Annotated in this window: 13 protein-coding genes, 1 riboswitch and 1 other annotated feature; of the genes, 9 read left to right on the top strand and 4 right to left on the bottom strand. The window is 35.3% G+C overall.

All coding sequences use genetic code 11. The annotated features are described in order from the left end of the window. Positions 1-164 precede the first annotated feature (164 nt). Entirely contained in the window at positions 165-1,130 is a 966-nt protein-coding gene (locus tag ACTT1L_RS12025) for a DUF4822 domain-containing protein (protein WP_163072317.1), read from the bottom strand. Positions 1,131-1,552: 422 nt separating this feature from the next. Here ACTT1L_RS12025 and ACTT1L_RS12020 point away from each other — a divergent pair, with 422 nt between their 5' ends. From ACTT1L_RS12020 to ACTT1L_RS12005, 4 genes are all read left to right on the top strand, one after another. Then, entirely contained in the window at positions 1,553-2,512 is a 960-nt protein-coding gene (locus ACTT1L_RS12020) for a nuclease-related domain-containing protein (protein ID WP_071742127.1), read from the top strand. Between the two features lie 49 nt (positions 2,513-2,561). Further along, on the top strand, positions 2,562-2,963 hold the full coding sequence (gene psiE, locus ACTT1L_RS12015; protein ID WP_071742128.1) for a phosphate-starvation-inducible protein PsiE: 402 nt from the start codon (positions 2,562-2,564) through the stop codon (positions 2,961-2,963). Between the two features lie 142 nt (positions 2,964-3,105). After that, the gene (gene speG, locus ACTT1L_RS12010; protein ID WP_001071086.1) at positions 3,106-3,621 is read left to right on the top strand and encodes a spermidine N1-acetyltransferase; all 516 of its coding nucleotides are present in this window, start codon (positions 3,106-3,108) and stop codon (positions 3,619-3,621) included. A 103-nt stretch (positions 3,622-3,724) separates the two neighbouring features. Then, complete coding sequence (locus ACTT1L_RS12005) at positions 3,725-3,964, top strand: DUF3947 family protein (protein WP_033671843.1); 240 nt, start codon at positions 3,725-3,727, stop codon at positions 3,962-3,964. 32 nt (positions 3,965-3,996) lie between these two features. Here ACTT1L_RS12005 and crcB (ACTT1L_RS12000) read toward each other — a convergent pair whose 3' ends face one another. Then, the gene (gene crcB, locus ACTT1L_RS12000) at positions 3,997-4,353 is read right to left on the bottom strand and encodes a fluoride efflux transporter CrcB (RefSeq protein WP_061131791.1); all 357 of its coding nucleotides are present in this window, start codon (positions 4,351-4,353) and stop codon (positions 3,997-3,999) included. Next, positions 4,350-4,754: a fluoride efflux transporter CrcB gene (crcB, locus tag ACTT1L_RS11995; RefSeq protein WP_000639336.1), complete on the bottom strand. Its 405-nt coding sequence runs from the start codon at positions 4,752-4,754 to the stop codon at positions 4,350-4,352. The genes crcB (ACTT1L_RS12000) and crcB (ACTT1L_RS11995) overlap by 4 nt, the downstream gene beginning before the upstream one ends. Positions 4,755-4,808: 54 nt before the next feature. Continuing rightward, positions 4,809-4,868: riboswitch (Fluoride riboswitch) on the bottom strand. Between the two features lie 217 nt (positions 4,869-5,085). On the opposite strand from crcB (ACTT1L_RS11995), the gene ACTT1L_RS11990 reads away from it, so the two are divergent. From ACTT1L_RS11990 to tyrS, 5 genes are all read left to right on the top strand, one after another. Next, positions 5,086-6,144, top strand: a complete 1,059-nt coding sequence (locus ACTT1L_RS11990; RefSeq protein ID WP_071742129.1) for an endonuclease/exonuclease/phosphatase family protein — start codon at positions 5,086-5,088, stop codon at positions 6,142-6,144. A gap of 25 nt (positions 6,145-6,169) precedes the next feature. Next, positions 6,170-7,672: a DUF4077 domain-containing protein gene (locus ACTT1L_RS11985; RefSeq protein WP_000455055.1), complete on the top strand. Its 1,503-nt coding sequence runs from the start codon at positions 6,170-6,172 to the stop codon at positions 7,670-7,672. Positions 7,673-7,838: 166 nt separating this feature from the next. After that, the gene (locus ACTT1L_RS11980; protein WP_000573649.1) at positions 7,839-8,234 is read left to right on the top strand and encodes an SET domain-containing protein; all 396 of its coding nucleotides are present in this window, start codon (positions 7,839-7,841) and stop codon (positions 8,232-8,234) included. Between the two features lie 388 nt (positions 8,235-8,622). Then, a complete protein-coding gene (gene murB, locus ACTT1L_RS11975; RefSeq protein WP_061131789.1) occupies positions 8,623-9,540 on the top strand; it encodes a UDP-N-acetylmuramate dehydrogenase in 918 nt (305 codons plus the stop codon). Positions 9,541-9,636: 96 nt separating this feature from the next. Continuing rightward, positions 9,637-9,852: a binding site (T-box leader), on the top strand. A gap of 51 nt (positions 9,853-9,903) precedes the next feature. Then, entirely contained in the window at positions 9,904-11,163 is a 1,260-nt protein-coding gene (tyrS, locus tag ACTT1L_RS11970; RefSeq protein WP_001021076.1) for a tyrosine--tRNA ligase, read from the top strand. 459 nt (positions 11,164-11,622) lie between these two features. Here tyrS and ACTT1L_RS11965 read toward each other — a convergent pair whose 3' ends face one another. Next, the gene (locus ACTT1L_RS11965; protein WP_000043204.1) at positions 11,623-12,801 is read right to left on the bottom strand and encodes an NAD(P)/FAD-dependent oxidoreductase; all 1,179 of its coding nucleotides are present in this window, start codon (positions 12,799-12,801) and stop codon (positions 11,623-11,625) included. Positions 12,802-12,806 lie beyond the last annotated feature (5 nt).

The following is a 12,806-nucleotide window of genomic DNA, read 5'->3' as shown; positions in this document are numbered from 1 at the left end:
TATCTGAAGAATTAACAAATCTTTTATCAGCGCTTCAAAAGCTAACGAAAGTAATTGAAGAGCTGTAGTGGTTGTTACATGTAAAAAAGCATAAGCTGACAAAAACGATCAGCTTATGCTAATTCATATTTCGAATATAAAAAGTGGAGTTTTAATCAAACAAATTAAAAACTAAATTGTGGCTTCATATCACCTGTATAAGGTTCATGTTCAACAAATACAGTGATGTCTTTCCCTGCTTGGTCTTTACCAGTTCTTTTATAAGTAAATTTCTTATTATTTAGTTCAGTAAGTTCAAGAGCCGCACCATATTTATTATTTCCAATTGAAACATGAGCTCTTATTTTATTTTCATGCACAACATCGAAGTAGCCATAGTCACCGCGGCTTTGGCCTGTTTCGCTATTGAAGAATTCATATTTATTAGATTTGTCATCGAATTTTGCTAGACTTATAAAATTTGAATTAAACTGTGTTACATCATTACCAGCTTCATCTAATACTTTTGTTCCGTGCCAAAGGGTTCCGCCTAAAATCTTATCTCCATCAACGTTTTTAACGATATCGCCTGTAGTTGTGTTCAGCTGCTTGTCCGGATCAGTGAAAGAAAGCTCTTTTTCTTTATATGGAACATGTTCAACGAAAACTTCTACATCTTTACCGTTAGCATCTTTCCCCATTCGTTTATAAGTAAATACATTCTTATTTAGCTTTGTCATATCAACAACAGCTTGATATTTCATTGATTCTGAAATTAATATTCTCTTCTTCCCATCATTTGTGATAAAGAAAGTTCCTTTATCGCCACGACTTGCACCTGTTTTAGCATCAAAAAATTCATACCTTCCAGACTTTGCATCATATTTTGCAAGACCAATGAAGTTTGCATTTTCTTTTGTTAAGTCATTTTTATCTTTATCTAATACTCGTGTACCTTGCCAATTTGTGTCGCTAAGAATGTTAGCCATTTTTTGGCCTTTCGTTAACTTATTTTCCTTTTTTGTTTCTTTAGCAGCTTGTTCTTGTTTCGGTTTACTATGATTTTCTTCGGCTTTCGTACCAACGCACCCGGTTAGTGCGATTGTGAGTCCGAGCAATATAGATGATAGTGCTTTCGTTTTTTTGTTCATTTTTATCGTCTCCTCATTTTATAAATGTAAGTTGTACGGTTTGTGATTATAGTAATAGTTACTACGTTTATTATGTTAATACTCGAGTATAAACTGCCTCTAAATAAAACATTAAAAAAAGATAAACTAATTCCTAAAATTTTTTCATACTTATAAAAAGGTCTTTTACGTGAGGTGAATGTAAATCTCTCATTTTGAAAACGGCGTAATTAAATGGGCGGATTCATATTATGTTTACAGTGCGATTTTAGATGTGATGCTATACTGTGTATAGGATTTTATGTGTGTATGTTGTGTCGTTTTTTGTCGGTAAGTCGATATTCTATGTCGAATCGTCGATATAATGAAAAAATCGTTGATATATTGTGAGTTATCGTCGATATATTTGAAAAATCGTCGATATATTTTGGGGAGGGCTAAAGATGATTGTGAAAGAACGGCAAATGCCGATTTATTTACGGCAATTAGAAGCGTTATTTAGGCGATTACCAGCTCATCATCCGAAACGAGATATGATTGTAGAAAGTTTAGCGAAGCATAAGGCTGGTTATAAAGGTGAACAAGCTATTAATTATCCGCTAAGTTTTCTCTCGGAGGAAAAATATCGTATTTTGCACGATATAAGGTTGTTTGATCAAAATTACCATTTTCAAATTGATACGATTATCATTTCAGCATATTTTCTTCTTTTCCTCGAAATAAAAAATATAGCAGGTACGTTACTATTTGATTCAAAGTTTAATCAACTTATTAGAATATCAGAGGGAAATTCAGAAGGCTTTCCAGATCCAATTCTACAAGTGAAAAGACAAGAGGAACAGCTTAGGAAATGGTTAAGTCTAAATGGATTTTCTCGTTTTCCAATTGAATCACTTGTTGTGATTAGTAACCCCCGAACTATTATTAAAGCTTCAGATGATAATCTCCTTAATACAATTATCCACAGTGCAAATTTACCTAATAAAATCAAATGGTTTGAGAGTAAATATAAGAAAAAAGCTATAAAAAATGTAGATATTCTTATTCGTCAAATAGTAGCCAACCATGCTCCATTACGGCAAAATATTCTTGAACAATTTAAAATTAAAAAAGAAGAGTTGTTACACGGTGTACAATGTGAGGTATGTTCTGTACTACCAATGTTTAAATTGAAAAAAGGCTGGTATTGTTCGAACTGTAAAGCTATCTCTAAAGTGGCGCATGAATTTGCTTTAAAAGATTACGTACTTCTTATTGGTGACACTTGTACAAATATGCAGTTGAAGAAATTTCTTAACGTTCAATCGAGTGCGACTGTCAAAAGACTCCTCCAAACAATGAACATCCCACACACCGGCGCTAATAAAGGACGAAAATATGATTTAACTCACCTTCAATTATAATTTTGCTATAATGAATAAGTACTTATATGAAGGGGAGTTTAATGAGAAAATGAAATTTAATATCGATTATTTTATCGCGAGTGTTTTACAGTGGATATTAAATATAGCGCTAATTATATTATCCATTGTCTTATCTATCTTTTTAATTAATGAGACGATTACTTTTATTCAATACATATTTTCAGCGAAGAAGTATACGTCATATAAATTAGTTGAAAGTATCATTGTCTATTTCTTATACTTCGAGTTCATAGCATTAATCATTAAGTATTTTAAATCGAATTATCATTTCCCGTTACGTTATTTCATTTATATCGGAATCACGGCGTTAATTCGATTGATTATTGTGTCTCATGAGGAACCGATGGAGACGTTATTATACGCAGGAGCGATTCTTGTTTTAGTTATTGCTTTATACATATCAAATATGAGAGATTTGAGAAAAGAGTAGTAGTGCAGACATAAGTTTGCACTACTTTTTTACATCTTGACCTTCAAGTTACTTAAAGGTTTACAATAAAATTAGGGCGTTTGAAATTGAAAAAAATTGAGAAATTAAGTGAAGAGGTTTCTTTTACTTGGAGGTTATAGAAATGAATCAGGAATTGAAATTGCGTCCATTAGAGCGAGAAGATTTAAAGTTTGTACATGAACTTAATAATAATGCACATATTATGTCGTATTGGTTTGAAGAGCCGTATGAGGCATTTGTGGAGCTACAAGACTTATACGATAAACATATACATGATCAAAGCGAACGCCGATTTATCGTTGAAAAAGACAATGAAATGGTTGGATTAGTCGAGTTAGTGGAAATCGATTATATTCACCGTAGAACAGAATTCCAAATTATTATTGATCCAAATTATCAAGGATATGGTTATGCAGCGGAAGCGACGCGTTTAGCGATGGATTATGCTTTTTCTGTATTAAATATGCATAAGATTTATTTAGTGGTGGATAAGGAAAATGAAAAAGCTGTACATGTTTATAAAAAGGTTGGATTTATGGTGGAAGGTGAACTGTTAGACGAGTTTTTCGTTGACGGTAACTATCATAATGCGATAAGAATGTGTATGTTCCAAAAGGCATACTTTGGCACAAAATAACCGTTTGGAAGAGCTATAGTAGGGAACTCGTTAATTGAAATAAAACACTCACCATGAAATAGAAACATACGATATGGAAGAAAAATAATAAGTGAGTTGAATCATAATGAATCATTATTTTTATAGTGGTAGACAAGTGGGAGCAGCTATTACGCTCGCTGGGGCGCAGGAGACCATTCATGCTATGAATCAAGCGATTCAAATGCAGCAACAAGCATATTTGGCACAAATGATGCAAGGACAGTATATGCCATACTCACAATTTCCGATGCAAAGTGTGAATTATGATGTGTATCCAGCTAGTTTCTTTTCCATTCCATATGGTGGGACTTATTTCTTATGAAAGAAAGCGACTGATAAGAGTCGCTTTCTTTTTTATATTCCGCCTAGCTGCATTCCAAGGAATGCGAAGAGGATACCAACTATGTAAGTAGCGCTTAAATATAAAAGGAATATGCTAAAGCTTTTACGATTGAGAAGCTGAACAGATTCTAGTTTAAAAGTTGAAAATGTTGTGAATGCACCCATAAATCCAGTACCTAATAATAATTGCCAACCTGTAGTGACTCCGTTGCCAATTATATATCCGAGTAAAAACGCTCCTGTTATATTAATGAGAAATGTAGCAATTGGAAAGGAAGTTTTATTTCTTTTTTTAAACCAATTGCTAATTGCAAATCGCGTAATCGCACCGCAAAATCCCCCTGTTGCGACTAATAAAGCTTCCATCATAAGTGATCACCTTCCGTAAGATGTTTCTTAAGTAAGAAATTACCTAGTGTATAGCCAAGTCCAGACATAATGAGGCCACCAAGTATGCTGCATGATACATATAAGAAGGCTATGCTCCACTCGGAATGATTGATCAATTGAATAGTTTCTACACTAAATGTTGAAAACGTCGTAAAAGAACCAATGAATCCTGTCCCGATGCCTGTGATTACATCTGAAGATAAGATGTTGAGCTTAGCGATATACGTAGTCAGCCACGCTAATAAGAAGCAGCCGACTAAGTTAATCAGTAATGTAGCTAGTGGAAATGTATAATGCCAAGATTCATGAATCGTAAGACCTAAATAATAACGAGAAAGGGCCCCTAATATACCGGCAATGCCGACGATAATATAAATCAATTTTCTCACCTCTTTAAATAGCTTGCTCAAAAAAATAGACTCCTACCAGTAGTTATACTGGTAGGAGTCATTAGCTAAGCAGCGTTTATGGCGAACTCCATCGCCTATGATTATTACATATAGTGTACTAAACATTGCGCTTGATTTCCAGTGAAGGAGTTAGGGGATTTTGTATTTTTGATAATGTAAGAGCAAGAGTTATTGTTTATAAACTAAATATAGTGATATAAGGTTTTTGATATGATAAAATATTTCTTATGTCTGTCATTCAGTTTTAGTTAACTGAAAATAAAGATAATTAAGTTATGTGTTTTAGAAAAGGGGCGTTTATTTGAAGAAATTATTAAAAATAGTACTTATATGTATTTTAGTAGGATTGGGAGTTGTAGGTGGTTTTTTAGGGTATATGACACTTACTAAAGAACAGCCTGCGGATAGTGTAAGTTTGAAGGTGGAAAATAATAAAGAGCGCGTATTAGCGACAGGAAATGAATTTAAAGTTACAACATTTAATATTGGATATGCTGGATTAGATAAGGAGCAAGATTTCTTTATGGATGGGGGAAAGGGATCTGGTTCAAGTAGTAAAGAGCAAACGAAAGTTAACCTAAAGAATATGCTTTCGTTTTTACAAAATGAGAATAGTGATTTTGCGCTACTACAAGAAGTTGATATAAAATCACTTCGATCATTTGATGTGAATGAACATGAATTTTTGAAAAAAGGATTACCTGATTATGTTTCGTCATTTGGCAAGAACTACGATACGAAATGGGTTCCAGTGCCAATAACAAATCCAATGGGATATGCGGAGGCTGGGTTAAGTACGTTTTCTAAATACACTGTTCAAGAAGCGAAGAGATTCCAGCTTCCTGGAATGGAGCCTTGGCCGAAGCGTTTATTTGATTTAGATCGGGCGATTGTTGAACATACAATCCCTGTTAATAATGGAAAGCATGTTAGACTCGTAAACTTACATTTGTCTGCGTACGATGAAGGCGGGAAAATTAGAAAACAGCAAGTAGAGTTTTTAAAAGAATATATGAACAAGCATTATAAAAATGGTGATTACGTAATAATGGGCGGAGATTGGAATCAATTAGTTTCTGATGTTCAATTAAGTGATCCAAAGTTTGTGAAGGAGCGTCCTGAGTGGCTAGTAGAGTTACCGAAGGACTTTACTGATGGTGGCTTTAAATGGGCGGTAGATCCTTCTGTTATGACGGTGAGAGACGATGTGAAGAAATATGTAGAAGGTGAAAACTTCGTCACGATTATTGATGGCTTTATCGTTTCACCGAATGTTGAGATTGTAAATGTGCAAGGAAAAGATTTAAAGTTTGAAAATAGTGATCATAACCCAGTGAGTGCGGTATTTAAGCTGAAGTAATTAAGTGCAGAAGGTGGGACTATATATGGAATGGTTAAAGAAAACTTGTTTTTCTAACCTTGAGAAAGAATCACAGAAAAATCATTTATTGCTGTTTATTACGATTTGTAGTTTCTTCCTTGGAATCATCGCAATTGGGTATTACGGATATATTTTTACAGAGAGAGCAATCGCGTTTTGGGTTTGTGGCATTTCTGTCGTTGTATTTGGAACACTTCTTACTTTTATAAAAAGCATGGAAACGACGTATAAATATATCATGACATTTATGTTACTTATGATGTCTTTCATTATGGTACAAGCTTTTAATGAAAGCCCAGCTGTATTTCAAATGGTCTATTTTACACTAGCCGTTTCACTTATTTATTTAAGTGAACGTCTCGTTGTAATTCTAGGCGGAGTGGCAGTTGTAATCACATTTATTCTTTGTAGTTATTGGCCAGAGCAATTTTTTGCTTATACAGCTGCATCTGAAGCTGCAAACTTCGCAAGCTTGTTAGCAATCGTAACAATCGCTATGTGGGGCGTCACGAAAATTGGTTCTAACTTGCTAGCTCGTTTAAGTGATGAGAAGCAAGAAGTAATGAGAAAAGCTCAGGAATTAGAAGAAACGCAAAGACTTATTGAGGAAACGGTTGTAAAACTAGATCGTAATTTCAATTATTTAAGACAAAATATGAATACATCGATGGAGTCAATGAGTGAAATTAATTTCGCTTTTGAAGAGGTAGCGGTTGGTACGCAATCACAATCAGAGATGATGCATCGTTCGGTAGAAGTATTGAATGATATGGAGGGAAATATTGAACAAATCATTTCTCAAGTAAGAAATGCATCGATTCGTATTGATGAAAGCTTAGAAATTTCAAAGGGTAGTGTACATACTTTAAGAAACTTTGAAGCAAATATGAAAAGTTTAAATGATGTTGTTTCACAATCAGGAGTTATATTTAGAGATTTAATGATGCAGTCGAAGCAAATTAATGAGATTGTAGATGTAATAACGAATATTTCAAGTCAGACGAGTTTACTAGCTTTAAATGCAAATATTGAAGCCGCAAGAGCAGGTGAGCATGGAAAAGGATTTGCGATTGTAGCGAATGAAGTATTAAAGCTTGCCGAAGAATCGAATCGTTCTGCGGGAAGAATTCAAGGGATTTTGAAGGATTTTAGTAATCAAGCAAGTAAGGTAGAAGTGCAAGTAGAGAAATCAGAAAGAGTACAAGAAGAATGTAATGAAATGCTAGTAAGTGTTTTAACAAATGTAACGGATTTAGGGAAATTTATTGATGAAATTAATGATGTAATGAGAGAAATCGTCGGTCATCAAGAAAGTTTCCAAGTTAAAACGACGAATATCGTAAAGGATGTTACACATGCTTCCAATGTAATCCAGCAAACTTCTGCGGCTACAGAAGAAGTGTTAGCAAGTGTGGAAGAAGAAAAACATCGAAATGATACATCTGTGAAGACATTACATACTGTTAGCGAGCAAGTGAAATTGTTAGAAGATATTTTAGAAAAGTAATATCACTTAAAAAGGGCACAACGTTTGTGCCCTTTTTTCATTTAAACGAAGACTTGCTCGGATTTTAATTGCTTTTCTGCTCGTTTTCTGCCAAGCTTAAGAAGATGAAATTCAGCTAATAGCGGAATTAAAATACTTCAAAGAAAGAATTAAATAGGTGACGTATATGATCGAAGTTAAGACTTCTGAACTTAGTGATGGAGAATTTAATAGAGGTGTATTTGCAACTCGTGATATTAAAAAAGGTGAGTTGATACACGCAGCGCCAGTTATCTCTTATCCGAATGAACAGCATGAACACATTGAGAAAACATTACTTGCTGACTACGCATTTGAGTATGGGATTAATCATACGGCAATCCTTTTAGGATACGGCATGTTATTCAATCATTCATATACACCGAATGCGACGTATGATATTGTCTTTGAGAATCATACATTTAACTTCTATGCTTATAAAGATATAAAAGCAGGAGAAGAAATCTTAATCAATTATAATGGTGAAGTGGATAACGATGAACTGTTATGGTTTGATAAAGAAAAAGAAGAGAACGAAAAGTAATTTAAAATAAGTAATGAAAAAGATGCCTTTACCTATGTAAAAGCATCTTTTTTGTTGATGAAAATAAAGTAAAGATTACAAAAAAATACCACTTTATTTTCGTGTGGTATAGTAAGATACTGAAGGGTAGTGTTTTGAAAAAGTAATATATTTTACAAATTGTTGTCTTTCTGATGACATGTCAAGTTTAGTAGCCCATTTGGGTTGCTTTATTATGCAATATATATTTTAATATGAGTGGCACCTCTTATAAATTAAGAGGTTAATAGGTGTCTCGAATTGATTTTGGGTACACTGTATCCACCACTTTAAGTTCGTTCATGTATGTGGGGATATTATGGGCCCGTATAACGGGATAAAAAGAATATAGAAATAGAGGAATCGTAAAATGAATATGCAAGAGGTTTATGAATATTTAAGTACGGTATTGCCTGAAGGTCATGTGAAACAAGATGAAATGTTAAAGAATCATACGCATATTAAAGTTGGTGGAAAAGCAGATGTGTTCGTTGCGCCGACAAATTATGATGAAATTCAAGAAGTTATTAAATATGCGAACAAATATAATATTCCAGTTACGTTTTTAGGAAATGGATCGAATGTTATTATTAAAGATGGTGGAATTCGCGGGATTACAGTAAGTTTAATTCATATTAAAGGTGTTACTGTAACAGGAACGACGATTGTAGCACAGTGCGGTGCAGCAATTATTGATGTATCACGTATTGCATTAGAACATAACTTAACAGGGCTTGAGTTTGCTTGTGGTATTCCAGGTTCAGTTGGCGGAGCATTATATATGAATGCAGGTGCATACGGCGGTGAAATTTCGTATGTATTAACAGAAGCTGTCGTAATGACAGGTGATGGAGAGCTACGTACTTTGACGAAAGAAGCATTTGAATTTGGATATCGTAAGAGTGTATTTGCGAACAACCATTACATTATTCTTGAAGCGAGATTTGAACTTGAAGAAGGTGTACATGAAGAAATTAAAGCAAAAATGGATGATTTAACGTTTAAACGTGAGTCAAAACAGCCTCTAGAATATCCTTCATGTGGTAGTGTATTTAAACGCCCACCAAATAACTTTGCTGGTAAATTGATTCAAGACTCAGGGTTACAAGGTAAGCGAATTGGTGGAGTGGAAGTTTCTCTAAAACATGCTGGATTTATGGTGAATGTTGATAACGGAACAGCACAAGATTACATTGATTTAATTCACTTCGTACAAAAAACAGTTGAAGAGAAATTTGGCGTGAAGTTAGAGCGTGAAGTAAGGATTATTGGAGAAGATAAAGAATAACATATACGTATGAAACTGCGAATTATTTTAAAATAATATTTGGGTATTGTTGACAATTTGTTTTCAATTCAATATAATGGCTAATAATTTAACAAATAACATACGTTGAAAGAGCCCAGTAGCAGTTTGTCACTGTTAACGAGAGAGCTAGGGGATGCTGGAACCTAGCACAAACAAATTTGCGAATTACACTCTGGAGTATCTTAGGTAATGCTAAGCGGATTGGCAATCGATATTATTGCTAAGAGTGGTATGAGTAGCTATACTATTTATACAAACTGGGTGGTAACACGGTGAATCATCGTCCCTATGTCATAGACATAGGGATTTTTTGTTTTTAAAAAATAAAGGGGATGACAAAAGATGAACATTATTGATGAATTAGAATGGCGCGGCGCCATTAATCAACAGACTGACGAAGAAGGTTTACGTAAGCTAGTAGAAGAGAAAAAGATTTCGCTATACTGCGGAGTTGATCCGACTGGTGATAGTATGCATATCGGACATTTGATTCCGTTTATGATGATGAAAAGATTCCAGTTAGCTGGCCATCATCCAGTTATTTTAATTGGCGGAGCAACAGGAACAATTGGTGATCCGAGTGGACGTCAATCAGAACGCCAACTTCAAACGTTAGAAGTAGTTCAGCATAATGTAGATGCATTAACAGCGCAAATGAAAAAGCTATTTGATTTTGGCGGAAATAGCGAAGTAAAGATGGTAAATAACTACGACTGGACACATGAAATAAATATTATTGAGTTTTTACGTGATTACGGGAAAAACTTTAGCATTAATAGCATGTTAGCAAAGGACATCGTAGCAAGTCGTTTAGATACAGGAATTTCTTTCACAGAATTTACGTACCAAATCTTACAAGCGATGGACTTCCATCATTTATACACGAAAGAGGATGTTCAACTGCAAATTGGCGGTAGTGACCAATGGGGAAATATTACGAGTGGCTTAGATTTAATTCGTAAGTTAGAAGGGCACGAAGCAAAAGTATTTGGATTGACGATTCCGTTATTATTGAAATCAGATGGTACGAAGTTTGGTAAATCAGCAGGTGGTGCAGTTTGGCTTGATCCTGAAAAAACAACACCATTTGAGTTTTACCAGTTCTGGGTGAATACAGATGATCGTGATGTCGTTAAATACTTGAAATACTTTACATTCTTAACGAAAGAGCGCATCGATGAATTGGCAGTGAAGGTAGAAACAGAGCCTCATAAACGTGAAGCGCAAAAAGTATTAGCGGAAGAAATGACGAAATTCGTTCATGGAGAGGAAGCATTGCTACAAGCTGTGAAAATTACAGCAGCGTTATTTAGCGGAGATATTAAATCGTTAACAGCTGATGAAATTGAGCAAGGCTTTAAAGAAATGCCAACATTCCAGTCTTCAAAAGAGACGAAAAACATCGTAGAATGGCTAGTTGATCTAGGAATTGAACCATCTAGACGACAAGCGCGTGAAGATATTAATAACGGAGCTATCTCTATGAATGGCGAAAAAGTAACGGATGTAGGTACGGATGTTACGGTAGAGAATTCATTTGATGGACGATTTATTATTATTCGTAAAGGGAAGAAGAACTACAGCCTTGTGAAGTTAGGATAATGAAGAAGGTTTAAAAATTATATCGGCGATTTTTTGAATATATCGACCGTAACTCGAAACATATCGGCGATTTTCAAAATATATCAGCGCAAATCCGAATATATCAGCGATTTCCCCGATATATCGATTTACCGACAAAAAGCGACAATAAGAGCTGTTCCGAACGGGACAGCTTTCATTATAAAAAGTCAGTATATTTAGATAAATTTAAAGGGTATATAATTTTTTTGCCGAATAAATAAGTTAGAGAAAATTTCGGATAAAGTGAAACTTTAATCAGTGGGGGGTTTCCTCATCCCCACTGATTATTAGTTGAACCAATCGGACTTTTATGGGCAGTTGATCCCCCACCTAACTGCTTTGCTTTCGCTGAATTTTGAGGTGGGGGTCTTACTGCCCATTAAAGTGGGATAAAAATAGCCCGAACCATGCAGGGCATGATTCGGGCTTATATTCAGATTAGTAAGCTAAGCTGAATAGACCTTTAATGTGTGATAAGTAACGAACGTTACTTGCTTCTTTCATTAATGATGCTGGTAAGCCTTTAAGTGGAGTATTGCTTGCTCCGATTGTAGCAACAGCATCTTTACGTCCTAGACTAGCAAGTGTTCCAGAGTTTACAGGTGCGAACTCTTCGAATGCTTTGCCTTCTAGTGCTGCGTATAAGTTGTATCCAATTAACTCACCCATTTGCCAAGCGATTTGTGCAGTTGGTGGGTATGGACGTCCGTCTGGAGCGAAGACAACAGCGCTGTCTCCAGCAACGAATACGTTTTTGTGAGAAGTAGATTGTAGGTATGCATCAACTGTTGCACGACCACGGTTTACTTCAAGACCTGATTCACCGATTAGTGGGTTACCTTGAACGCCGCCCGTCCAAACGAATGTGTTAGCAACAAGTTTTTGACCGTCTTTTAAGTCAATTTCATTGCCAGCAACGTTTGTTACAGGAAGACCAGTTAAGAATGTAACGCCGCGTGCTTCTAGGCTAGTAGTTGCACGTTCGATTAAGTGGTCTGGTAATACTGGAAGGATTTTTGGACCTGCTTCAACAAGAAGAAGTTTCACTTCTTTTGGATTTACGCCGTGGCTTTTTGCAAGTTTAGGCATAATGTCAGCAAGCTCACCAACTAGCTCAACGCCAGTTAATCCGCCACCACCGATTACGATTGTAGCATCAGCTTCGTTTTTCGTTTTCGCGTATTCACGAATACGATCTTCAACGTGTTTGTAGATTTTGTTTGCATCAGCAGCAGATTTTAATACCATGCTGTTTTCTTCTAGTCCTGGAATACCGAAGTAAGCAGTTTTACTTCCTAAAGCAACTACAAGTGCATCGTAAGATAAAGTAGTGCCGCCAGCTAGTTTGATTTCTTTGCTATCAACTGAGAATGACTCAACTGTTGCGATTTTTAGATCGATATCTTTACCTTTGAAAAGCTTTGTAAGTGGCATTGCAACTGCTTGCTCAGACACGTTACCAGCTGCAAGGCGGTGTAGTTCAGTGATGATTTGGTGTGTTGGGTATTGGTTAATCACTGTAACTTGTGCTTCTGATTTGCTGTAATATTTACGTACGTTTAAAGCGGCAAGAAGACCGCCATAACCAGCGCCTAAGATGACAATTTGTTTTGACATAGTAT

The organism is Bacillus sp. FH (assembly GCF_052216825.1).
Lineage (GTDB): Bacteria > Bacillota > Bacilli > Bacillales > Bacillaceae_G > Bacillus_A > Bacillus_A paranthracis.
This window is presented reverse-complemented; position numbering and strand designations above follow the sequence as displayed.

Coding starts and splice junctions, on each gene's coding strand:
- psiE (WP_071742128.1), top strand. CDS start 2,562: ATGAAATTTAATATCGATTATTTTATCGCGAGTGTTTTACAGTGGATA.
- tyrS (WP_001021076.1), top strand. CDS start 9,904: ATGAACATTATTGATGAATTAGAATGGCGCGGCGCCATTAATCAACAG.
- ACTT1L_RS12025 (WP_163072317.1), bottom strand. CDS start 1,130: ATGAACAAAAAAACGAAAGCACTATCATCTATATTGCTCGGACTCACA.
- ACTT1L_RS11965 (WP_000043204.1), bottom strand. CDS start 12,801: ATGTCAAAACAAATTGTCATCTTAGGCGCTGGTTATGGCGGTCTTCTT.
- ACTT1L_RS12020 (WP_071742127.1), top strand. CDS start 1,553: ATGATTGTGAAAGAACGGCAAATGCCGATTTATTTACGGCAATTAGAA.
- speG (WP_001071086.1), top strand. CDS start 3,106: ATGAATCAGGAATTGAAATTGCGTCCATTAGAGCGAGAAGATTTAAAG.
- ACTT1L_RS11985 (WP_000455055.1), top strand. CDS start 6,170: ATGGAATGGTTAAAGAAAACTTGTTTTTCTAACCTTGAGAAAGAATCA.
- murB (WP_061131789.1), top strand. CDS start 8,623: ATGAATATGCAAGAGGTTTATGAATATTTAAGTACGGTATTGCCTGAA.
- crcB (WP_061131791.1), bottom strand. CDS start 4,353: ATGATGGAAGCTTTATTAGTCGCAACAGGGGGATTTTGCGGTGCGATT.
- ACTT1L_RS11980 (WP_000573649.1), top strand. CDS start 7,839: ATGATCGAAGTTAAGACTTCTGAACTTAGTGATGGAGAATTTAATAGA.